Raw genomic sequence first — 23,877 nt, forward strand, 5'->3', positions numbered from 1 at the left:
AAGAAAGCTTTACTGTATATCTGGGTTTATGCTGATTATATACTCCTGATCACCTGTCTGTTGCCATTTGGCATCAAGCGTGAGACTCAGTTTTTCCAGAAAAACAGTGATTCCCTGATTGGCATCAAGCATACCGTAAAAGCTACGCTCTGCCAGATCACCTTCCAATTTCACAATGGCCTTGTATTGCCTGTTTAAGTCTTTTACTATATCTGTCAGTGGAGTCCCTTCATATTCGAATATGCCTTCCCTTTGTGCTAGTAGTTTTTCGGCATCCGGGGCGCTTTCTTTGATGAGGGACTTCTCTGTACTGTTGAATACCGCCCGTTCATGTGGAGCGAGTTTTATGGGCTCCACGTCCGTAGCAAGTACGGATACCGATCCGGTAAGAACGGTAACGGCTATATCGGATTCTTCGTAAGCCTCCACATTAAAGGATGTTCCCAATACGGTCGTGCTCACTTCACCGCTCCTAATAACAAATGGCTTTGCCGAGTCAGGGACTACATCGAAGAAGGCTTCTCCCTCCAAGATGACTTCACGGATGTCTCCTTTGAATTTTTCAGGGTATCCCAATCTACTATCCGGGCTAAGCCATACCTCTGTGCCATCGATCAGGGTGATCTGTTGTCTTTCCCCTGTCTGCGTAGCCAAATATTGTACCTCTACCGGGATGATCCAATCTATCAGGGTATCTCTGAATATCCAGGATAAGCCCATCAAGAAGACTATGGCCGCAGCTACGGAAATTCGCTTCCAGATATGGATAGTTCTGACTTTGGTCTCAGGTGCTTGCTCAGACCAGATTTTGTTCTGAATCTCCATAAAGGCATGATCAAAGAGAGCCTTCCCTTTCGGACTGTCCTCAAAAGCTTTGTTTACGGGTTGCCCCATTTGCTGTCTGATGATTTCCTGAAGCTTTTCGGGGTTATCCTCTTCTCTGAAATATTCCATCAGTTCTGCCATCTCCGCAGGGGTACACTGATTGTCCAGATACTTGATGAATATTTCCCTAAGTCGTTCCTGATCTTCCCAAGCCATTATTTTACTGTCTTTATATTGAATACGCTTGGGAAGGAAGGTGTATCTGCTGGGGGTGGGAAATATTTCTTATTTTGGTCGAGATTTTACTACTCAACAAATTAATAGTAACGAAAACAAAGCAATGTCAGATAAGCTCATTGTTCCGGTTAAATTAAAATCGGAAATATTAAAAACAATCCTTAGCCAATCTATTCCATTTGGGGGATTTGATAATCCAGAAGGTATACTCGAATTCATACTTAAAATTTGGGATTTGAGAACAATGCCTTCACAAGATCCTCGTTTTGATGATGCATACGGTGATTTCTATCAGCATTTAGTAAACAACGACGACTGGAATTACGATTATCTTTTTAATGAAAGACTGAATTTACTTAAGGATGATGAGAGTTTTATTTTATTTGTTGAAACCGTCATTTCGCCAGAAATAAGACGAAATGAAGATGAAATATCAAAGTTTTTTTTATTGCTTAATCCCTACTTTGAAAAGGCAAATCTGTTTTTATCTGTTTCTGACTTTGATGTCGAAACTCAACTTCCGATTTATAGAGTTAAGCCTAGGGGAGAAATTGAAGATATCCCTTTTGGATTAAAAGTAAATTCGATTCCTTTTTTTGTGGTACATCCAGATAAAGGGTGGGCTAATAGAATCCATTCTCATTCTCCCCCTTCAAAATTCCCTTCATTCGTTTTGGCATATAATGATCGTTGGAATGATTATGGGAAATGGACTGAGTTTTTTCTGTATTACTACGATGAAAATCAAGAAGGTTTTAGCATTGGCAAAACAAAAATAATGCACAATGAAGAGAGCAATACCTTTGAAAACATTCCAAAAGAATTTACAAAATTAGAAGATAGTTTTTGCTCTCTAGGTCAGGATCAAGGTTTTTATTTCAATATAAAGGAACATTTTGATAAGAATTTTGAAAGTGTTTTGTATTCATTGAGGGACGCCTCTTTTTTCCCAGAGATTCTTGAAAAGTATGAAAATCATAGGACATTTATAAATTCCCTTATTCGAGACGATGAGGTTGAAAGGCTATTAAGAGAAATAAAATATAAACTCTTTGGCTACGAACTTAAAAACCTATATAGCTTTAAATATTCTTTCACCCCAAAGTTTTCAGATTCGACAATCGACATTGATTTTCAGTTTAATAGCGACAATCCATTTCCCAATAGAGTATATGCAATTATTGGCAGAAATGGCACGGGAAAAACCCAGCTTATAACTTCACTACCTGTCTCTATTTCAAAAAAGAATATTGATTTATTCATCCCAAAAGTACCGTTATTTAGTAAAGTAATAGCTGTTTCATATAGTGCATTTGACTCCTTTGAAATCCCTAAGAGAACAGCTTCATTCAATTATATCTATTGCGGTTTAAAAAATGAAGATGGAAAGGATATTTCAGATAGTGGGCTTGTAAACAGATTCCACCATTCTTGGAAAAAAATCAAGGAGTTAGGCAGAATGCAACAGTGGATTACAATACTTTTGAATTTTCTTGAAGAAGATATTATATCTGAATTCATTATTGAAAAAGGCACTGAATATGAAGTAGACATCAAAGAGTTTTCAAAAGCAAGAAATAAGCTTAGTTCAGGACAAAGCATTATTCTTTACATAATCACACAAATTGTTGCAAATATCAGGTATGATTCCCTATTGATTTACGATGAACCAGAAACACATTTGCATCCCAATGCAATTTCACAGCTAACAAATACCATATATGAACTTGTGCACCAATTTGAATCTTACTGTATATTAGCCACGCATTCTCCACTTATAATTCGTGACATTTTATCCAAAAATGTCTTTATAATTGAAAGACACAATAATGTTCCATCGATTAGAAAAATTGGCATTGAATCATTTGGGGAAAATCTGACTACTTTGACGGAAGAGGTATTTGGCAACAAAGAAATCCCCAAACAATACAAAAAGATTATTGAGGACATGAAGACAAACGGGAAGTCATCTCTGGAAATAACCCAAGCTCTTGAATCGGACAATTTGCCTTTAAGTTTGAATGCAAAATTATTTATAGCAAGTTTATTTAACAATGAGAAATCTTAAGCACTATCAAGGTGATACTTTTGACTTTTTTCGAGATATAGTACAAAAGAAGAGAGAAGAAGCTTTAAAATCTAGAATGGGAATTCTCATTGATGATATTAAATTATGTTTTCAAGACTACAAAAGTCTATTTGATGATAATAGATTGACTTCATTAAGTTGTCGTGGTTACTCCAATCAGGAAAAAGCTGATTTATTAAGCCTTTATAGATATAGGTTAAAAATTTTTCAAGACCTTAAAATAAACCTGACAACTAATTAACAAAATAGAATTCAAGATACTTGCCAAAACTGCACAATCAATCAGGTTAACACCTTCGATCACATTCTTCCTAAAGATGAGTTTGCTGAATTTGCCGTAAACCCAATAAACCTGTTTCCTTGTTGTTCGCAGTGTAATGGATATAAAAGTGAAACATGGAGAATCCAAAATAATGCATTATTCTTAAACCTTTATCTCGATATACTGCCCCAGACTCAGTTCTTATATGTTGATCTTAATTTTGATGAAAACACCATAAGTCCTAAATTTTATATAGATAACTCAAGGGCAAACATTGATGCAAGATTGTTTTCAGTAATTGAAAGTCATTATTCTCGCCTGCATCTGCTAGAAAGATTTAGTAGAAAAAGTGACGAAATCGTATCTGAATTAAGAAACAGCATTATTAGCTCGCTTGAAGCTTCACTTCCTATTGCAACAATTGTAAGCGTTATCAAAGGTACTATTGATAGGAACCGTCAAATATTTGGACATAATCATTGGGAAGGAATTTTGCAACAGAAACTGATAGAAAGTGCCGATTTTATTGATATGTGTACCCCTTGATTTTAAAATACATATCCACATAATGCCTATTGGAAAGATATAAATCTATGGCACAGTCAAAACGACCATTACTCTCCAATGTCCCTCCAGTCTGTTCATTCCAGACGTTTGTTCCTCACGCATTCATTCACCCACTTCCGGCACCGCACGGCAAAAGTATTCCTTCATTCGTTTCTGCTTCGCCTGAACTCATTCAGTCATACACTTGCCATTTCCCACCACTTGCATAATCTAAAAATTCACTACTGATAATTATTTTTTCAGAACTTACTATAGAGGAAATCCAATTTGAAATTGCATTTTTCTAAAGCAATTGTAAACTTTAATTGTCAATAGGTAAACTTTAGTATATATTTGCAATCATAATAATAAAGCTAACGACTTGTCTTGCAGCAATTTTCTACATAGTCGGATCGGATCAAATGAAGAATACTATTCACGTGGAGCGGGCAAAACTCAGGCTTTCTCAAGAAGAACTGGCAAAAAAAGTAAATGTATCCAGACAAACCATACACTCCATTGAAAGAGGCAAAAAAACACCTTCTGTTGATTTAGCGCTGAGAATTGCACAAGTATTTCAGGTTCCTGTAGAAAGCATTTTTCAACTGGAATCATCTAACTAATGAGTCAAAAAATCATCAATATGCAACTAAATTTGAAATTACAATCCAACCGATCACAGCTACCAATTATAGATGAGACAGTAATGTGGCCTTATTTAGCCAAGGAGCTGGAATGTATCCCTACTCCCCAAATAGAACTATTTTCAGGAATAAAATGGGGTTACTATAGCCAACTGTTTACTCCCGCATACTGGAAGGCCCAATATTTAATGCATAACCAAGACAATAATTTCAGCATCAATTATCGACTTGGTGAAAATATTCTGGAAGAAGTGGTCGCATGTTTACTTGGTGGTTTTGGGCTAAAATCTGAAATAGGATTAGCAGCCTTTGATCGCCTTAAGAAAAGAGGACAAATTAAAAAAGGAGCTTCATTTGACACGATCTGTCAATCTCTCAAAGAACCGTTTTCGAACAAGCAAAAAAAGGTTCATTATAGGTTTCCGAACCAAAAAGCCAAATTCATTTCTGAATTCTTAAATCGGGATGATTTGAATTCTATACCGTATTATTGTGATTTAACTTTTAGAGAATGGCTTATATCTGTAAATGGCATTGGTCCAAAAACAGCATCATGGATAACACGCAATTTCCTAAACAGTGAGAATGTAGCGATAATTGATGTCCATATACACAGGGCGTGTAAATTGATGGGTCTGATTTCCAATCACCTTGATATTCAAAAGGATTATTTTATATTGGAAAAGATTTTTTTGGATTTTTGCAAAAAGTTAGAGGTTCAACCTTCTAAAATGGATGCACTGATGTGGTTACAGATGAAAGAGTCGAATAAAGTAGCACTAAAAGCAATCAATAATAACCGAAAAAAACAATGAATTATGTCTGGAAACTCCAACGATGGATCGCCATCAATCAACCGGCCTAATGAAAATGAAAACTGTCAGGAATTAGTTATTAATACTAATTTGGCTTCACCTCAGGCATCGGTAATTGGCAATTTGAACAAGGGCGACATATTGACCATTCAAACAGCCAGCGATCAAGGCCCTATCCAAGCCTATGATGAAAATGGACAACTTGCTGGAAACATTGTTTCCAGAGAACAAATAAGGCTGCTCAATTGCATCATAGGAGGCACTGAGTATGAAGCTGAAGTTTTAGCCATTGAAAATGGTCAGTGTAAAGTGCAAATTCGAGCGGTATGATTATCGTAGGGGGCACTTATACCGAAATTTGTTTTGAACCCATTTGGGAAAATATTTTTGGCTCAGGTTTCCGGGCGGTAAGCTTGCTTTTGGAAAAAGATAACTCAGAAGAAGTCATCTTTCACACATGTGCAGACAGTGAAGTACGTGCTCACCTTAATTATTACGAGAAAATATACCCTAATTTATCAATTCAATGTACGGAGATTTTCAAAAGCCCGGAATTCAGATATGATCATCCGTTAAAAACTCCCTCCATTTCTCCAAGACCAGACCTGTTCAGTGAAGTTGATATCCAGTTGGATGTAAAAGGTCAAAACGTACTTGCTTTTGGTCTTTTAGAAGCTTCCTTTAAAATTGAAGCCGAAAAAGTTGTTTATGACCCACAGTCACCTGCAAACCCTAAAACATTTACTTCAACTGGTTCTAATGCAAACCAATTAACCTATGTGGTTAACTATTCAGAAGCAAAGAAAATAGCTGGGAGTGACGATTTATCGGTTATTAAAGATTTCTTTTTTGAGAAAGAAAATTGCTTCGCTTTAATAATCAAAATGGGTGCTCAAGGAGCACTTTTGTTTGAATCTATCAAAAATCCCCCTACCAAAATTCCTGTCTATAGAACAAATAAAGTATGGCCAATTGGTTCGGGCGATGTATTCTCAGCCTATTTTGCTTTAAACTGGTTTGAAGGTCAAGATCTGTTAAAAAGTGCTAATTTGGCTAGCATGGCAACAGCTCTTTACTGTAACTCTAAAGACCTTTCTATTTATAACAAGCTAAATTCATTTTCATTTCCTGAGCTTATTGTTCAAGAGGTTCCCAATGGACAAATTTATCTGGCTGGCCCCTTTTTTACATTTAGCGAAAGGTGGCTTATCAATGAAATCTGGAATATATTAAAAGGTCTTGGACTAAAAGTCTTTTCACCATTTCATGATGTGGGTCACGGAAAAGCAAATGATGTTGTTGTCAAAGACTTAGAGGGATTAGATGAATCTGAAATTGTCTTTGCAGTAATTGATGGTTTAGACTCAGGAACCCTATTTGAAGTAGGGTATGCTGTATCGCAGGGGAAAAAAGTCATCGCCTTTGTTCAAAATGAAGGGGAGGAATCTTTAAAAATGCTCGAAGGATCCGGCTGTATAATAGAAAAAGACTTAACCACGGCAATTTACAAAACCTATTGGTCTCTTGAAACACATTAAAACAGGCATATTACTATCAGGAGGCATGGACTCCATCGCTCTGGCGTACTGGAAAAGACCAACTTTTGCTTTTACTATAAACTATGGTCAAAAGCCTGCCCTTGCCGAAATACAAGCAGCACGTGAAGTATCAAAATTTTTAGGAATAGAACATCATGTAATTGAAGTCGATTGTTCTTCATTAGGATCAGGTGACATGAGTGGCAACGAACCGCTTTCTGTAGCTCCTGTTACAGAATGGTGGCCATACAGAAATCAATTACTTGTTACGTTGGCTTCCATGAAAGCCGTAGCTTTTGGAGTAATGGAATTATATGTAGGGTCTGTAAAAACAGATTCTTCTCATAGGGACGGTACTATAGAATTTTATGATTACTTGTCCCAACTCATACGTTTTCAGGAAGGAAATATATCCATTAGTTCCCCTGCTATTGATATGAGTACTATGGAATTGATCCAAAAATCCGGCATCCCAAATTCTTTGTTGCTGTGGGCGCACTCATGCCATACATCGAATACACCGTGTATGAATTGCAATGGATGTAAAAAGTATCTATTTACATTACAGGAATTAGGTATTGACTAATGAAAGATCCAACGCCAAAAGACCAACCTGATAGATTTATCCCCTATCAATATCCGATTAAAGAAAAACAAAAACTTGATCGCACATTTCGAAAGAAAAATGTAGAGTTTTTAGATGTTTTGTTCTCTCGCAGATCGAATTCAGGGTTTTCAAAACTGGATTTAATGGAGATAGCTGAAGTTTTACATCTCTGTACTAAAGTTTATTCCATTTCTGCTGACAACAGTGGTTTCATAACAACAAAGCGAACTACTCCATCTGCTGGGGCCAGACATCCGGTTGATTTGTTAGTTTCACTTCCAGAGGAGACAATACACAAAAGGATTTTATCTTACTACAACCCAATTGATCACAGTCTTAGCGAGTTATTAATAAAAGAGCCTCATTTACGTGAATTTTTGAACGACATCAATGAAAACATCATAATAGAAGATGCTGTCCTTATATGGTTCTCAATCCAAACCAAAAAAACAAGTTCAAAATACACAAACCCGGAAAGTTTATACTGGAAAGATACAGGTGCACTTCTTTATTGTATCCAGCTAATTTCAACTTATCTTGGTTACAAATCATGTCCTCTTGGAACGTTGGCATCAGATTCATTTAAAAAACTTTTTGGAACACAAAATCTGGTATCAGGAGGTGGTATTTTAATCGGAAAATAAACTATTAACTCACAACAACTCCACAAAAGCAACCACAACCAGCCCCTTGACAAAATCCCCTGAAAGAAACAATTGCTCCTTTACAGAGCGGGTAGCCTTTACGATATGGTCATTGATCGTAGAACGGGTCAATCCCAGCAACTGACCGACTTCATCATAAGTCTTGCCTTCCAGTTTAATCAACCTGAAAATTCTTTGCCTTTGAGGGGGCAGCTTTTTGATGGCTTGCTCTAAGCTGGCCATCGTCTCTTTTTGGTATATCCCTTCTTCAATATGGCTGTAGTGCTCCGTGGCAACGGCGACCAACATGGCTTCAAGTTTTCTGTCCCGGGCTGCTTTCCTAAAAAAATCTATGGCTTTGTTCTCCGCCACCCTAAATAAAAACGCCCCAATGGATTTTTCCGGGTCAAGCTCATCTCTTTTTTGCCATAGCTTTACAAACACATCCTGCATCAATTCCCTGGCAATTTCTTCATCCTTGACCAACCTGAGCAGGTTGCCGTACAACTTTCCTTTATAGGCATCATACAGTAGTGCAAAAGATTTCTCATCACCGGCTTTCAGCCGGATAACCAAATCTTTTTCCGATATAGGCTGCTTGCTGTTCACGCTAACTCTTTAGGTTTCAGATATAAATATAATAATTGTGGTTGCTTTTGCATCAACAATTCAGGTAAAATTTACTCTCGGATAAATTTTTTTAGTGCCGGATTGCCCAAAGAATTTTACCCACTTCCAAATCAGGGTGTGAAAAAAATCGCTCCTATCCCCGGAATTTTGTCCCCATTCAAATGCCAAAAAAGTTTCATTAAAACCCTTCACTATGTTCAACCAAATCAGTTGGGAGCAGTTCTTTCTGTCTCTGGGGATTTTCTTCGCACTCTATTACGGCTACGTAGCCATTCGCTATTTCGGAAAGGAGCTTTCCAAAATGTTCGAACTGAAAATTTCCTCGCGAAACAAGAAACAGCCTTCCCAAACCTCGATCATTTTATCCGAAACGGAATTTGCAGAGGTCTTTGCGGAACTCGAACAGATCAATGCCGAACTAAGGAAAAAAGTATTCCCCGCCTTTGCCCGGTCAAAGGACAAAAAAGTACTGCTTTTTCAGATATCCCAAAAGTTGGAATCTTTTAAGGGATTGAAAGTACCCGCTTTCAGGCACGCCATCAACAACTGTATCCACGCCGAAGCCAAAAAGATCGGTCTGGAGATCACCCATGAGGAGTTGGAAGAACGCTGGAAAACCATCATAGAAAATATGCTTCCCAACAAAAGCAAATAATCTATGAAATCGAGCATGACGCAAGTGGCACATACAGTCTTTCCCGAGAATCGGGAAGGGATGATTATTGACGATGAGAGATTCTCCCGAATCAAGTTCGGTGCATGCTATGTGACCATAAAAAAACAAATTATAAACAGATGAAACAGTTACTTGATTTAGACACATTCGCAAAAACACTGATGGATAAAAGCTATAATGGATACTTCCATACAGAAGGAGCCTATCCGGACAAAATCAAAGCCAGCATCAGCAGATTTTTGGAGGCGTGTAAAAATGGTACAGACAAACCGCTGTATTCTGATAGCCTGTCATTAAGGACTTACCTCGAATGGAATAGCGAAGACAAACCAAAAGTTGAATGCCATATGTGGGTAAAATATGAGGACGGCAAATTCGATGTACAGAAAATGGAAATTAAAAGGACAAACCGTTACGGGCATTTAATGAAAAAATCGGAGCTGAAAAATCTTACAACAGGGTCAGTTCCGACAGTAAAAGAAGCTCTTGCTCAAGTATCCAATAAGCCTAAACAACAGCTTTCTTCCCGAAAAAAAGGGTTTAAGATCCGATAGCAAGGTTGCCTGACAAATTAACAACTAATCTAAAAATTCCGACTTAATCAAAGCCAGTGTGATTAACGAAACACACCTGAAATTCAAATAACCTTTTAAAGCAAAAAATATGAAACTAAACATCACTACCCGTCCCGGAAGAAACATGCATTTCCTGTTTCTGCTTACCCTCATCACTGTACTGGTTTCCTTAGAAGCCTTTTCCCAAAGCGGCACTGCCGGGATAGTTGATGCGACCAACCACATCATAACCTATTACCAAACCGCCATCAACCTGATGTATGCCATCGGCGCATTGGTCGGGCTTATCGGTGCTATTAAGGTGTACAACAAATGGAACAGTGGAGACCATGATACCGGGAAAGTCGCCACGGCATGGTTCGGATCATGCATATTTCTGGTACTGGTGGCCACTGTACTTTCAAGCTTCTTCGGACTGTAAAAGCCCTGTTATTTCATGAAACACATCCTGAAGGAAAAACTTCACAACTATCTGCTGTCAGAACATCCTGATCTACTGAATGATCTGCAGGAAGACCAGGGGATAACCGCTTTCATCGAGCAAAAGGTGGAAGGGGTTACCTCTCTGATGGAAGAATTGGGAGGTCAAAAGATACCTGAATACATCATTGTGGAAAAATGCATGGATGCATTGGCGGGGGAATTTCCCCCATCCCGCTATAACTACATACTGAATGTACTGGAGGAAGAATTCAGCAATGATTTCCTAAGGTTTCAGGCCAACGGAATTCTCCGATGGGAAGTATTGAATATGCTCCGGGAATGTGCTCAGGTCTTTGATGCCTTTGATATTGATAGACCATTTGAAGAAAGCAGGGAGCTCTACTACGCCGTCACCGGCACCCTGCACGAGTACCTGATGCAACAATCACAGGAAAATTACTGATGGCCTACAATCCCAAACACAAGCTACAGGAAAACATCAATGCCATTCGGGTGGCTTTTGCTGTCATGGATGGCAAACAGCCTGAACCAGAAGATCTCAACACCCTCAGGACATATTCAGGATTTGGAGGAATCAAGGCCGTCTTGTATTTGGAGAATAAAAAGGACGATTGGAAAAACCTTGGCGCATCCAAACAGGATTTGCAACTGTACGACAGTATTCAGCAGTTAAACACCCTGCTAAAAGAAAACCTTTCCCATGCGGAATACGAAGATGCAATACAGTCACTTAAAAACAGTGTACTGACTTCATTCTATACACCTGAAATTGTCCCCAAAGTTCTATATCAGGCACTGAGCAGTCAGGGTGTAAGGCCTGTGAACCTTTACGAGCCAAGTGCGGGGGCAGGGGTATTTATTTCAGATGCTGTCAGGGCATTTCCCGACATTTCTTCCGTAACCGCAGTAGAAAAAGATAGGATAGCAGGATTGATTCTAAAAGCACAGGTTAGGATTTCCGGGATACCTGCCAAAGTAAATATCACTCCATTTGAAAATACACCCAATACGGAAAACGGGCAATATGATCTGGTGGTCAGCAACATTCCTTTCGGAAATTTCTCGGTGTATGACCCTGCATATCCCGACAAGAAATTATCAGGCAAGATTCACAATTATTTCTTCGCCAAAGGACTGGATAAACTGGGGAACGGCGGCCTGATGGCCTATATTACCACAGATGCATTTTTGAACAGCCCGTCGAACAAAGCTGCCCGGCAACACCTTTTCGAAAGAGCTGATTTTGTCAGCCTGTCGGTTATGCCGGACAACCTGATGAAGGAAACCGCGAATGTAGAAGCACCAAACCATCTTTTGGTTGTCCAGAAAAACGATAATAAAGAAGGGCTGTCAGTTGATGAAAAAAGCCTGCTGGAAACGGTCAAAAAGAACAATGACTTCGGGGATTTCGATCAGAATAAATTTATCGCATCGCATCCTTCACGAATTGTTGGCAACGAAGTAAGCCCCGGGAAGAACCAATATGGGAAAGCCAATATTTCCGTATGGCAGACCGGGAATATCAGTGATATAGGCGATACACTGAGCGGACTGCTCAATACAGACTTTCAGGAAAGATTCAATGCAAAAGCCTTCAATTCTCTGGGGAAACAGCTAAGGACAGAGCCTTCCCAACAAAAGAAACACAAAGGGGAAAAGCTCACTTACACCCCCGCTCCAAAGGTGAAAGAAAAAAAGGAAAGTGTTCAGCTTGGCCTTTTTGATGCCATGCCAGCCGATAGCAGCAACCGGGCAATGGATTATCTAAACAGCCTGGATGAATCGGTCATTCAGAAGCAATCTGTCAAAATGCTTGGGGTGATCAAAACAGAAGACAATCCGGGCCATGAAAGCATAGTACTGTTGGCCGCACGTTCTCTGAACAATTCCAGATACTATTACAAACTTTACTCAAATCTTCAGGAAGTATCCTTTTCTGCCAATTGGATGAATGGAGCTGTGCTTCCCCACGAACTGCAAAACCTCACAGGCGAATTAAGGAAATTTGACCACACCTATATTTTTGAAGGAGATCAAAGCCTTAAAACCGCATTTCAGGAAATATTGGACAAACCGGTTGCTTTCCATCACCTCAAACCCTTTCACAAACCGGGTTCTTTGGTAGTAATGAATGGAAAGGCGGGCAGGTTGGAACCATCTGGTAACGGAAGTCAAGCACTTTCCTTCGTGCCTTTGTTGCAGTCCGACAAAAACCTTGATTTTTATCTTAAATACATCCGGCTAAGGGATACCTATTTTGAAATGTCTCCCGAAAAAAAAGGAGATCAAATCGAAGACCTCAACCGAGCTTATGACGATTTTCACAGAAATTTCGGACAGCTCAACCGGAAGGAGAACAGGGCACTTATAGGAGAAGACAAATCACATGGATTGATCATATTGTCCTCGCTGGAAAGAAGGGACGAAGAGAGGTTTGTAAAATCGGATGTTTTCAATGCGGACATTGATGAAAAATCCGTCCGCTACACTACCGATGATCCGTTGGCCGCACTTGCCCGTTCCCTCAGTGATTACGGACAGGTAAACCTGGACTTTATCCAAAGTGCCGCTGGGATGGACAACCATGAGGTGCTGGATTCCCTAAAACACAAAATATACCTCAATCCCGCCAACGATACATGGGAGACAGCTGATAGTTACCTGTCCGGCAACGTGTTGGAAAAGTTGAAAACGGCAGAAAAGGCAGCTGACAAAAAACCCGACAACCTTCACCTGCAGGAAAGCCTGAAGGCAATCAGCGATGTCCAGCCCGCTCCTATTCCTTTTGAACTGTTGGATTTCAATCTGGGCGAGCGTTGGATCCCGGAAGAATACTATACAAAGTTTGCTTCCCATTTATTTGATACCCAAACACCGGTAAAATATTTTCCTTCCCTTGACACCTTCCGGGCAATCCCACAGGGTAGAAATATAAAGATATGGCGGGAATTTGCCGTGACTCCCCGGAATGGTAAAACCATGTATGGCAACAGCATTCTGGAGCATGCCCTTGAAAATACCACTCCGTTTTTCACTTATGAGATAGAACTGGCCGAAGGTAAAACGCTTAGGGTTCCCGACAATGATGCCATCCAATTGGCACACCAGAAGGTAGAGTCCATCAGAAGCCACTTTACCGAATGGCTCAATGGATTACCGGAAACGGACAAAAAAGACCTCGAACAGCTATATAATCAAACCTATAACTGCTATGTCCTACGGGAATATGATGGCAGCCATCTGGAATTTCCCGGGCTGGACAAAAAAGCACTCGACATTGAAGAACTGTACAGTTCCCAGAAGAATGCTGCATGGAGGATCATTCAAAACAGGGGTGCGTTGGTCGACCATGAAGTGGGCTTGGGAAAAACCCTGACAATGATCGTTGCCAGTCGTGAAATGAAACGTCTGGGAATAGTTAAAAAGCCTGTAATTCTGGCGTTGAAAGCCAACGTTGGTGAAATAGCTGAAACCTATTCAACAGCGTACCCCAACGCCCGTATTTTGGCTCCCACTGTTGATGATTTTACTCCTGCCAACAGGCTCCGATTATTCCACGAGATCAAAAACAACGATTGGGACTGTGTTGTCATGACCCATGACCAGTTTGGCAAAATTCCCCAATCGCCGGAAATCCAGCAAAAGATCTTCAGTGAGGAACTGGACAATGTGGAAAAAGATCTGGAAACCATCCGCAACCTTGGAGGGGAAGTAAACAGACGGATGCTGAAAGGTCTGGAAATCCGCAAGACCAACCTTGAAAGTAAACTCAAAGAGGCAATACAGCGGATAGAAAAGAAAAAAGACGACCACATTGACTTCCAGTCAATGGGTATTGACCATATCATGGTCGATGAGTCCCATAAATTCAAGAACCTGACATTCACCACAAGGCATAATCGGGTGGCAGGTCTTGGAAACACTAAGGGAAGCCAGAAAGCCTTGAACATGCTTTTTGCCATCCGCACATTGCAGGAAAAATTCCAATCAGACCTGTGTGCCACTTTCCTTTCCGGAACCCCCATTTCCAACAGCCTGACGGAAATGTACCTGCTGTTCAAATACCTCCGTCCCAACGAACTCAAAAGGCAACAAATAGAAAACTTCGATGCATGGGCAGCGGTGTTCGCCCGCAAAACCGTGGACTTTGAATTTTCAGTGACCAACCAGATTATCGCAAAAGAGCGGTTTCGGCATTTTATCAAAGTGCCCGAACTGGCCATGTTTTATAATGAGATCACCGATTACAAAACCGCCAAACATATCCGGCTGGACAAACCGGAACTGAATGAAAAACTGGTCAACATAAATCCTACACCAGACCAACAGGAATTTATTAGAAAGTTGATGGAGTTTGCAAAATCCGGGGATGCCACTCTGATTGGGAGATCGCCTCTTTCTAAGTCCGAAGACAAAGCCCGTATGTTAATTGCCACCAATTGTGCCAAAAAGATGGCGTTGGATATGCGACTGGTAGGTGAGGAATATGTAGACCATCCCGGAAGCAAAGTCAATGTTTGCGCAAGGAAGGTGGCAGAAATCTACCGAGAGAGCATGCCCCATAAAGGCACACAGATCATTTTTTCAGATACGGGTACGCCGAAGGACGGCTTCAATGTGTATGACGCCTTAAAGGAAAAACTCGTCAATGATTTTGGTATTCCCGCAAATGAAATTACCTATATCCACCAGTGGTCAGACCGTAAACGGGCTGAACTTTTCAGGTTGATGAACAGTGGACAGATAAGGATACTGATCGGAAGCACCGACAAGGCAGGAACAGGTCTCAATGTACAGGAAAGAGTGGTAGCCATGCACCATCTGGATATTCCGTGGAAGCCCTCGGAATTGGAACAACGAAGTGGCAGAGGAGCCAGACAGGGAAATTGGATTGCCAAAGAACACTACGGAAATAAGGTAAGGAGCTTTGTGTATGCCGTGGAGCAATCTCTGGACAACTATAAATTCAACCTGTTGAAAAACAAACAGACATTCATAAGTCAGATGAAGAACGGCTCCCTGCAGGTCAGAAGACTGGATGAGGGAAGTTTAGATGAGCAGAACGGAATGAATTTCTCGGAGTACATCGCTATCCTTTCAGGCGACACTTCATTATTGGAAAAATCAAAACTGGAAAAGAAAGTTGCCGTACTGGAAAGCCTTCGTGCGGCCCATATGAAAGAATGTGCCGGATCAAAAGTGAAGCTTGGGTTCCTTCGGGAAACGCTGGATGAAACGGATAACAATCTGGGAAGACTTTCAACAGACGAAAAGAAGTACCACAACCTCCTTAAGCATGAAAAGGACGGGAGCAAATCCAATCCCATCAAACTGGAGGGCTTTCATTCCGATAAGCCGGAAAAAACAGGGGCGCATATCATCAATCTCCATCAAAATTGGAAACCCAGATCGGGGGAGGAAGGCCATGCCAAAATAGGCTCACTCTATGGGTTTGACCTCTTTATAAAAAGGCAAAAACAGGTTTATCAAGTTGAGGGGAAAGTGTACACAAACTATGCGAACAGCTTCTATTTGGAAAGCCCGGAAACAGGTCTGAAATACACCCACAACAGAGGAGTTCCCAACACCGATAACCCGAAGCTGGCAGCCCGCCATTTTTTAAATGCCATCGACAGGGTTGGGACTGTCAAGTCCCAATATGAAAAGAAGAAAAAAGAGTTGGAAGAGGAAATTCCCAACCTGGAAAGGCTCTCCCAAAAACCCTTTGAAAAATCCGGTGAGCTTAAAGAACTGAAGAATGAATTGGCCAGTCTGGAAAGGGAAATAGCCATCAACATTCAAAAAGGGCAGGTAGCGGAAGATACACCTCAGGCCCAGACTGTATCACCTCCAGTCAAAAAACGGGTTAATGGACACGGTCTAAACGGTAAGAAGCAGAAAGTGAAGAAAGTGCCGACCAAATCAGCAATTAAAATATGAGGAATACTGGCACATATAACATCTACAATTCCTCAAGAGTCCACTGCCTTGAAATATTGTGGAGACAAAACGCATACAGATGAAAACGCAAAATAACAAGGAAAGGAAATTACCGACCACCAAAATTGACGGAACTGCCTTCTTGGTGGATGTAGAAAAAAACGAACTGCGTGAAAAGGCAAATCCCGAAAATGTCATATCCATCTTTGATCTACATGATGGGGCAAACGAATATGCTTTTGAATTTGACAGGAATACAAGAAATCTTGCCATGAGTTGGACACCCGAAAAGGATACTTTAGATATAACGATCCCTCCATTGACAAAGCTTGATCCAGAGGGAATGGCTCAGAAATATGGTTATCGGGTTCAGGACATAAAGGACAAGAGTGATTATGAGGTCATGGTTAACCAAAAGGTACTTGCCGAACGGTTATCAGGAAGACTTAACACCGTTGACATCATGGGACATACTTTTTATGTGGATATTCCTATGGATTGTCTGCGTCCCAAAGATGATTTCTCGACATTGGGAATCAATTTTTCTGAAATAGAGCACCATTTGTCAGATGACGGCAAAACCTATCAAATCCCCTATAACCCCCAAACCCATGAATTCCATGAACTGGACTTTGGGAATATTACCTCCATACCCAAGGGGGTTTATTTGATTGAATTTCCATGCGCACAACAATTAGACCCGGTTGGCTATGCTCGCCAGCATGGGTTGGAAATGCAGATGTGTCTGAAAGAAACACCCATCAGAGGGCATTTTGCAGCAAGGGTAATTGACTGGCAGGACACACTTGTTCCAAAGCTGATCAGGGAAAACCAGGCCGGAAGAAGAAAAGAAAAACAACAAAAAAGACGACCCCCTCACAAACGAAAAGGAAGAGGGATGGGATAATTGACAAAGAGACACTTACCATTAAGAGAAGATAAAACCTGTCCCGGTAAAAAAGGGAAAACAAATCAAAACACACAATGGAATACCAGATCAACAAAGGAATCAACAAGCCCATCGAACTGAAAGGCTTCAAAGCCCAATACATCGCCTATATGGGGGTGGGATTGGTGGTGCTGCTGATCGCTTTTGCAGTGCTTTACCTTATCGGTTTCCCTCTGTTGCTGCTCTTTCCACTCATCATAGGCGGAGGCTTCCTGCTTTTTACCAAGATATTTTCCATGAGCAAAAAATACGGACGACACGGACTGCTCAAAGAAATGGCCTTCAGGAATGTCCCGGGTGCAGTGGTATCACGAAGCAGAAAGCCATTTTACAGACTAAGGAAAAAACAATGACACACAACGCACACTACAGAATCGTGGATATGGAGAAGGTTCTTCCGGTCTGGAAGATCGAAAATGACCTGCTGCTGTCCAGACAGGGCGACATTACCTCGGCTTTCAGGGTGGAGCTTCCCGAAATATTCACCCTTTCGGAGAAAGATTACCAAACCCTGCATCTGGCCTGGGTAAAGGCCATCAAGGTATTGCCAAAATACTCCGTTCTCCACAAACAGGACTGGTTTGTTCAGACGGGTTTCAAAGCAGACTTTTCGCACGGCGACAAATCTTTCCTGTCCGCATCAAGCGATAGGTTCTTCCACGAGCGACCGTTTTTGGAACACGAATGCTACCTCTATATCACACAACGGCATCCCGGGCACAAGCTTTCCACATCGGCGGTATCCAACCTTTTTGGAAAGGGTATCGTACCGGAAGACACCCTTAACGAACAAATACATCAAGAACTGGACAATGCCATTGGCCAGTTCAAAAGAATACTTACCGATTGCGGCATGGTCAGCCTGAACCCGCTGGATGCCGGACAACTGGCCGGAACAGCATCCAATACGGGACTGCTCGAAAGGTATTGCTATTTGTTGGAGAAGGACAACGCTCCGGAATTACAGGACATCGTTTTCAGACCCGAATGGAAGATCGGCGAGAACCATTGCCAGATGTTTTCCTTGGCCGACGTTGAAGACCTTCCATCCTCTTGCAGTCCTTCCACGGGCTACGAAGGTTACTCCACAGACCGCACACGCTTCTCCACCGCATTTGCATCGCCTTTGGGGTATCTGCTTCCCTGCAACCATATCTACAACCAGTATGTCATCGTGGACGATGCTGCACTCACCCTCAAACAGCTTGAAAGCAAGCGGCTCAGGTTACAATCCCTGTCAGCATACAGCAGGGAAAACGCCATCGCCCGGGAAGCTGTATCGGACTTCCTCAACGAAGCAATTAGCCAGCAGAGGATGCCCGTAAAAGCACACTTCAACATACTGGTATGGACAGACGAAAGGGATAACCTGAAAGACCTTAGAAACATGGTGTCCTCGTCACTGGCAAGGATTGATGCGGTACCCAAACTCGAAACCCGTGGAGCGCCACAGCTTTTTTGGGCAGGAATACCGGGCAACTCAGGGGACATCCCTGTCAACGACACTTTTGACACCTTTATAGAGCAGGCAGCCTGTCTCTTCAATGCGGAAACTGCCTATCGTTCATCCCTAAGTCCGGTAGGGATAAGGCTGGGCGAAAGGTTGAATGGAACACCTGTCCATGTGGACATATCCGATGAACCCATGAAGAGGGGTTTCATTACCAATAGGAACAAATTCATATTGGGGCCATCCGGTAGCGGCAAATCATTTTTCACCAACCACATGGTACGCAGTTACTATGAGCAAGGCACCCATATTGTTCTCGTTGATGTGGGACACTCCTACCGGGGACTGTGTGATCTGGTAAATGGCTACTATTTTACTTATGAAGAAAACAACCCCATCCGTTTCAACCCATTTTATTTGGAAGATGGTGCCGTTTTGGATACTGAAAAGAAGGAAAGCCTGAAAACATTATTGTTGGCTCTTTGGAAAAAAGACGATGAAGTGTTCAAGCGTTCCGAGTACGTTGCCCTTTCCAATGCACTGACGGGCTATTATCAAAAGCTTGAAAAACACCCGGACATTTTCCCCTGCTTTGACAGCTTCTATGAATACCTGCAAAACGAATTTACCGAAACCCTCAAAAAGGACAGGGTAAAAGACAAAGACTTTGACGTGGAGAATTTCCTGTATGTCCTGAGGCCATACTATAAGGGAGGGGAATTTGATTACCTGCTGAATGCCCGCAAAAACCTTAACCTGTTGCAACAGCGCTTTATCGTCTTTGAACTCGATAACATCAAGGATCATCCCATACTTTTTCCGGTTGTCACCATCATCATTATGGAGATTTTTATTTCTAAAATGAGAAAACTCAAAGGCATCCGAAAGATGATCCTGATTGAAGAGGCGTGGAAAGCCATCGCCAAAGAGGGAATGGCCGAATACATCAAATACCTTTTTAAGACCGTTCGGAAATTCTTCGGTGAGGCCATCGTAGTCACTCAGGAAGTAGAGGACATCATTTCCTCACCTGTGGTCAAACAGGCCATCATCAACAACTCCGACTGCAAGATCCTCCTTGATCAGAGCAAATATCAAAACAAGTTCGACCAAATACAGGAACTGTTGGGGCTTACTGAAAAGGAAAAATCCCTGATCCTGTCCATCAACAAGGCCAATGACCCCGAACGGATGTACAAAGAGGTGTTCATCGGTCTTGGAGGGCAGCTGTCCAAAGTGTACCGCACGGAGGTTTCCCTTGAGGAATATCTGGCCTACACCACTGAGGAAAGCGAAAAGGTAAAAGTCCAGGAATATACCCAAAAGTTTGGCGGTGACATGAAAGCCGCAATAAAAGCCCTGGCTTCCGATATGCGCAAAACCAAAAATCCGAACCCATGAAAAGAAAGCTAAAATCACTATTGCTGGCATTGCTGCTGACAATGACCGTATCTCCACAACAAGCCAAAGCTGATCCTGTAATTGCAGAAATCATCAGGCAGGGTATAATCAAGGTAATTAAGGCGGTGGACTTGAAAATCCAACGCCTTCAACTCAATACCATCTGGTTACAAAATACACAGAAAACCATTGAGAATGTACTTTCCAAACTCAAACTGGATGAAATCTCCGAGTGGACAGAAAAACAAAGAGAGTTGTTTGGGGACTATTACGATGAACTCTGGAAGGTCAAGAATATCATCACCCAATACCAGCGTATCCGTGACATTGCCCGGAATCAGACTTTGTTGATAAACGAATACCAGACAGTATGGAATCTCCTGCGTCAAAGTCAGTATTTCTCTATCGGGGAAATACGGTATATGGAAAATGTCTACACTAAAATCCTTGAATCCAGTCTCAACAACATGGAGCAGATTTACATCGTGGCCAGCTCATTCAGGACACAGATGAGCGATGCGGAAAGACTGGAACTCATTCACCGGGTTGACCGGGATGTCCGTAACAATCTGGCTGATCTAAGAAGATTCAACCGCCAAAATATTGGTCTGGACAGCCAAAGAGGGGGAAACCTTAAAAACATCAACATCATACAGGAAATCTATGGGCTTTAAAATACTTCCCCTCACCGTGGTTCTATTGCTGGCAACTTCAATGTCTTCCCACGCCCAGAAATTTGATGAATGGTTTAAGCAAAAAGAAACACAGATCAAATATCTGGTTGAACAGGTCGTGGCCTACAGACTCATATTGTCCCAATCAAAGAAAGGTTACGACATTATGCAAAACGGACTGGGGTCGATACACGGATTCAAATCCGGCGAGTTCAACGACCACCAAAGTTATATTTTTAGTCTGGATGCCGTCAGTCCCGAAGTCAGAAACCATCAGCGGGTTGAGGACTTTGTCGGAATGCAACACCGGTTTTTGAAAGAATGGCAGACCATCAGTGTCTTCATGGCCAACAATTCCGGCCTTACAGTACCTGAATCAAGCTATATCTCGGATATACACCGACAGGTATCCAGAAAAGCGGGGAATCTGTCGATGGAGTTTCAGGATGTAATGTCCAATAGGAATCTGCAAATGACCGATGCGGAAAGAATAGAACGAATTGACCACCTCTACAGAGACTATCTGAAAAACTACCTTCTCTTCAAACGCTTCAACAACCAGATAAAATCCCTGATGGTATCGAGAAGGCATGACCGGAATGCCATTCAGTTTCTGGAAGAATTATACTAACCCAAAAACAACAAACAATGAGAAAAATACTGATGATATGCCTGATGGTATTTTGCCTTTACCAACCGGTAAAGGCACAAGAGCAAGAAACTGCACAACTTCTGCTCAATGTCGAAAAACTCGCCACCCTGAAAAATATTTTGGAAAATATGTACGATGGATACACGATTCTAACCAACGGTTACAATGCCGTAAAGGATATCAGCCAGGGTAATTTTAGTTTGCACCAGACATTTTTGGATGGCCTTATGGCTGTCAGTCCCTCCGTAAGAAGATACCAACGGGTAGTTGATATCATCTCCCAACAGCAGGCCATACTCTCTGAATACAGTAGGGCTTATAACGTCTTTGTGTCGGGAGGGCAGTTTACCCCCGCAGAGATCAATTACATCGGAAGAATATACAGCCAACTCTTTTCCCGGAGTCTGCAAAACCTCCAAGAGCTGACCATGATCGTTACCGCCGGACAGGTAAGGATGAACGATGCAGAACGGTTAAAATCAATTGACCGGATTTATGAGGATATGACCGAAAAGCTCAGCTTTCTCAGGGGGTTCAACAAACAGACGGCTGCCCTGCAAAACCTTCGCAAGCACGACAGCGACAACCACGAACTACTCAAATTGATATACGGACTTTAATTTAATACCAGATGGACAAAAGAAAAACCATGTGCCTTACGGCAATTGCCCTTATGCTGCTGTTGATTGTCCCCGAACAGGCATCAGCCCAGGGATTGACAGGAAGCGTTAGACAGCTCCATGGAATACTGCAAAGGCTCTACGACGACATGATACCTCTGGCAAGCCAGCTTATCGGAGTGGGTAGGGTGATAGCGGGTTTTGCCGCACTGTTGTTTATCTCCCAAAGGGTGTGGCGACACCTTGCCAATGCAGAACCCATTGACGTGTATCCCCTGCTGCGGCCATTTGCGATCGGTATGGCAATATTGCTTTTCCCTTCCGTAATGGCATTGATGAACGGAGTGCTCAATCCATTGGTCAGGGGTACCGAAAACATGGTAGTCAATAGCAACGACGCTATCATGTGGCATATTGATAAACAAAAAGAGGATACACGTTGGGCGATAGAAAACCAGCCTCATGCAAATCAACCTGAACTTGACCAGTATGAAGAACAGGAAGCCAATGAAAACCTTTCCGGCGGCACTTGGGGTGGAAGAATTCTCTATGTGGGAATGAAAAACATGGCATTGTCAGCCATCCGGTGGCTGTTGGAACTGCTCTACGTATCCGCTGCCCTGTGTATCAATACCATCAGGACTTTTCATCTTATCATATTAACGATCCTTGGGCCGATTGTATTGGGACTTTCTGTGTTCGAAGGCTTTCAGCACATTCTTTCCAACTGGATAGCCAAGTATGTTAACGTATACCTCTGGCTCCCCATTGCCAACATTTTTGGAGCCATCATCTCAAAGATCGTCGAGAACATGGCGCTGATTTCCCAAGACTTCTTTAGCGGCCTGGCCTATTCGGTTTTCATGTTGCTCGCCATTATAGGCTATACCACCATACCAAACATTTCCAATTACATCATCAGCGGAGGAAGCAGGGACGGCATTCTGCACAAAGCCAGTAAAATGGCCGGAAGTGCGGCAGGTGCCGGGGCTTCCGCAGCAGTAGGAATGATGAAGTAAGATAACCATCAAAGCAAAAATGTTTAGACAACTCAAAAATATTGACACCGCATTCAGGCACATTAAAACCTTCTCTCTTGTACTGGTCATTGCCTGTGCCGGAATCTGCTGTTTTACCGTATATCAGGCTTTTAAAATGGTATTGACGGCTCAGGAACGGATTTACCTTCTTGCCAATGACAAGGCGTTGGAGGCATTTTCGGCAGAAAGGAAAGACAACATTCCCGTAGAAGCCCGTGATCACGTGAAGATGTTCCACCATTATTTCTTCACCCTTGACCCGGACGAGAAAGTGATTGAAAGTCACATCAATCAGGCGCTCGGTCTGGCTGACAACTCGGCTGCCAATCAATTCAGTGACCTGAAGGAAGGAGGCTACTTCACCGGAATAATATCTGGCAATGTCAGCCAGACCATAAAGATGGACAGCATCAAGATCAGCACGGAAAGCCATCCCTATTCTTTCCGCTATTACGGCACGCAGAAGATCATCCGGTCAACCAGTGTGGTCACAAGGAAGCTGATTACGGAAGGCAGGTTGAGAAATGTCAACCGCTCCGATTTCAATCCGCACGGTTTTCTGATCGAAAAATGGAAGGTCATCGAAAACCGGGATATAGACATCAACAAACGGTAACTG

Annotated in this window: 24 protein-coding genes; 22 read left to right on the forward strand and 2 right to left on the reverse strand. The window is 42.0% G+C overall.

What is annotated here, in order from left to right:
* Window positions 1–9: 9 nt before the first annotated feature.
* Window positions 10–1,041: a FecR family protein gene (locus tag ACFPFU_RS10460; protein ID WP_377064225.1), complete on the reverse strand. Its 1,032-nt coding sequence runs from the start codon at window positions 1,039–1,041 to the stop codon at window positions 10–12.
* A 28-nt stretch (window positions 1,042–1,069) separates the two neighbouring features.
* Here ACFPFU_RS10460 and ACFPFU_RS10465 point away from each other — a divergent pair, with 28 nt between their 5' ends.
* The 9 genes from ACFPFU_RS10465 to ACFPFU_RS10505 all read left to right on the forward strand — a co-directional run bounded on the left by ACFPFU_RS10465 (window position 1,070) and on the right by ACFPFU_RS10505 (window position 8,207).
* Entirely contained in the window at window positions 1,070–3,130 is a 2,061-nt protein-coding gene (locus ACFPFU_RS10465; RefSeq protein WP_377064227.1) for an AbiJ-related protein, read from the forward strand.
* Window positions 3,117–3,392 carry a hypothetical protein gene (locus ACFPFU_RS10470; protein ID WP_377064229.1) on the forward strand — a complete coding sequence of 92 codons (276 nt, stop codon included), beginning with the start codon at window positions 3,117–3,119 and terminating at the stop codon, window positions 3,390–3,392. Before ACFPFU_RS10465 ends, ACFPFU_RS10470 begins: the two co-directional genes overlap by 14 nt.
* A gap of 306 nt (window positions 3,393–3,698) precedes the next feature.
* Window positions 3,699–3,959 carry a hypothetical protein gene (locus ACFPFU_RS10475; protein WP_377064230.1) on the forward strand — a complete coding sequence of 87 codons (261 nt, stop codon included), beginning with the start codon at window positions 3,699–3,701 and terminating at the stop codon, window positions 3,957–3,959.
* Between the two features lie 422 nt (window positions 3,960–4,381).
* Window positions 4,382–4,582 carry a helix-turn-helix transcriptional regulator gene (locus ACFPFU_RS10480; RefSeq protein ID WP_377064231.1) on the forward strand — a complete coding sequence of 67 codons (201 nt, stop codon included), beginning with the start codon at window positions 4,382–4,384 and terminating at the stop codon, window positions 4,580–4,582.
* A complete protein-coding gene (locus ACFPFU_RS10485; protein ID WP_377064233.1) occupies window positions 4,582–5,418 on the forward strand; it encodes an 8-oxoguanine DNA glycosylase in 837 nt (278 codons plus the stop codon). Before ACFPFU_RS10480 ends, ACFPFU_RS10485 begins: the two co-directional genes overlap by 1 nt.
* Window positions 5,419–5,421: 3 nt before the next feature.
* On the forward strand, window positions 5,422–5,748 hold the full coding sequence (locus ACFPFU_RS10490) for a hypothetical protein (protein ID WP_377064234.1): 327 nt from the start codon (window positions 5,422–5,424) through the stop codon (window positions 5,746–5,748).
* Complete coding sequence (locus ACFPFU_RS10495; RefSeq protein ID WP_377064236.1) at window positions 5,745–6,956, forward strand: PfkB family carbohydrate kinase; 1,212 nt, start codon at window positions 5,745–5,747, stop codon at window positions 6,954–6,956. Before ACFPFU_RS10490 ends, ACFPFU_RS10495 begins: the two co-directional genes overlap by 4 nt.
* A complete protein-coding gene (locus ACFPFU_RS10500; RefSeq protein ID WP_377064238.1) occupies window positions 6,943–7,542 on the forward strand; it encodes a 7-cyano-7-deazaguanine synthase in 600 nt (199 codons plus the stop codon). The genes ACFPFU_RS10495 and ACFPFU_RS10500 overlap by 14 nt, the downstream gene beginning before the upstream one ends.
* On the forward strand, window positions 7,542–8,207 hold the full coding sequence (locus ACFPFU_RS10505) for a nitroreductase family protein (protein ID WP_377064240.1): 666 nt from the start codon (window positions 7,542–7,544) through the stop codon (window positions 8,205–8,207). Before ACFPFU_RS10500 ends, ACFPFU_RS10505 begins: the two co-directional genes overlap by 1 nt.
* Window positions 8,208–8,216: 9 nt before the next feature.
* On the opposite strand, the gene ACFPFU_RS10510 is transcribed toward ACFPFU_RS10505, so the two are convergent.
* Window positions 8,217–8,816 (reverse strand): RNA polymerase sigma factor, encoded by a 600-nt coding sequence (locus tag ACFPFU_RS10510; RefSeq protein WP_377064242.1) that lies wholly within the window; start codon window positions 8,814–8,816, stop codon window positions 8,217–8,219.
* Window positions 8,817–9,030: 214 nt separating this feature from the next.
* Between ACFPFU_RS10510 and ACFPFU_RS10515 the strand changes: the two genes are divergently transcribed.
* From ACFPFU_RS10515 to traK, 13 genes are all read left to right on the forward strand, one after another.
* Window positions 9,031–9,492: a hypothetical protein gene (locus ACFPFU_RS10515; RefSeq protein WP_377064244.1), complete on the forward strand. Its 462-nt coding sequence runs from the start codon at window positions 9,031–9,033 to the stop codon at window positions 9,490–9,492.
* 140 nt (window positions 9,493–9,632) lie between these two features.
* On the forward strand, window positions 9,633–10,067 hold the full coding sequence (locus ACFPFU_RS10520) for a hypothetical protein (RefSeq protein WP_377064246.1): 435 nt from the start codon (window positions 9,633–9,635) through the stop codon (window positions 10,065–10,067).
* A 109-nt stretch (window positions 10,068–10,176) separates the two neighbouring features.
* Entirely contained in the window at window positions 10,177–10,509 is a 333-nt protein-coding gene (locus ACFPFU_RS10525) for a DUF4134 domain-containing protein (RefSeq protein ID WP_465263030.1), read from the forward strand.
* Window positions 10,510–10,524: 15 nt separating this feature from the next.
* The gene (locus ACFPFU_RS10530; RefSeq protein ID WP_377064248.1) at window positions 10,525–10,974 is read left to right on the forward strand and encodes a DUF1896 family protein; all 450 of its coding nucleotides are present in this window, start codon (window positions 10,525–10,527) and stop codon (window positions 10,972–10,974) included.
* The gene (locus tag ACFPFU_RS10535; protein ID WP_377064250.1) at window positions 10,974–16,472 is read left to right on the forward strand and encodes a helicase-related protein; all 5,499 of its coding nucleotides are present in this window, start codon (window positions 10,974–10,976) and stop codon (window positions 16,470–16,472) included. Before ACFPFU_RS10530 ends, ACFPFU_RS10535 begins: the two co-directional genes overlap by 1 nt.
* Before the next feature lie 79 nt (window positions 16,473–16,551).
* Window positions 16,552–17,379, forward strand: a complete 828-nt coding sequence (locus ACFPFU_RS10540) for a hypothetical protein (protein ID WP_377064252.1) — start codon at window positions 16,552–16,554, stop codon at window positions 17,377–17,379.
* Between the two features lie 77 nt (window positions 17,380–17,456).
* A complete protein-coding gene (locus ACFPFU_RS10545; RefSeq protein ID WP_377064254.1) occupies window positions 17,457–17,774 on the forward strand; it encodes a DUF4133 domain-containing protein in 318 nt (105 codons plus the stop codon).
* A complete protein-coding gene (locus ACFPFU_RS10550; RefSeq protein WP_377064256.1) occupies window positions 17,771–20,272 on the forward strand; it encodes a TraG family conjugative transposon ATPase in 2,502 nt (833 codons plus the stop codon). Before ACFPFU_RS10545 ends, ACFPFU_RS10550 begins: the two co-directional genes overlap by 4 nt.
* Window positions 20,269–20,946: a conjugal transfer protein TraI gene (locus ACFPFU_RS10555; RefSeq protein WP_377064258.1), complete on the forward strand. Its 678-nt coding sequence runs from the start codon at window positions 20,269–20,271 to the stop codon at window positions 20,944–20,946. The genes ACFPFU_RS10550 and ACFPFU_RS10555 overlap by 4 nt, the downstream gene beginning before the upstream one ends.
* A complete protein-coding gene (locus ACFPFU_RS10560) occupies window positions 20,936–21,577 on the forward strand; it encodes a hypothetical protein (protein WP_377064260.1) in 642 nt (213 codons plus the stop codon). Before ACFPFU_RS10555 ends, ACFPFU_RS10560 begins: the two co-directional genes overlap by 11 nt.
* 17 nt (window positions 21,578–21,594) lie before the next feature.
* The gene (locus ACFPFU_RS10565) at window positions 21,595–22,218 is read left to right on the forward strand and encodes a TerB family tellurite resistance protein (RefSeq protein ID WP_377064262.1); all 624 of its coding nucleotides are present in this window, start codon (window positions 21,595–21,597) and stop codon (window positions 22,216–22,218) included.
* Window positions 22,219–22,229: 11 nt separating this feature from the next.
* Complete coding sequence (locus ACFPFU_RS10570; RefSeq protein ID WP_377064264.1) at window positions 22,230–23,237, forward strand: type IV secretion system protein; 1,008 nt, start codon at window positions 22,230–22,232, stop codon at window positions 23,235–23,237.
* Between the two features lie 19 nt (window positions 23,238–23,256).
* Window positions 23,257–23,874 carry a conjugative transposon protein TraK gene (gene traK, locus ACFPFU_RS10575; protein ID WP_377064266.1) on the forward strand — a complete coding sequence of 206 codons (618 nt, stop codon included), beginning with the start codon at window positions 23,257–23,259 and terminating at the stop codon, window positions 23,872–23,874.
* The last annotated feature ends 3 nt before the right edge of the window (window positions 23,875–23,877 follow it).

Origin of the sequence: Negadavirga shengliensis, from assembly GCF_042652345.1 — a bacterium.
Lineage (GTDB): Bacteria > Bacteroidota > Bacteroidia > Cytophagales > Cyclobacteriaceae > Negadavirga > Negadavirga shengliensis.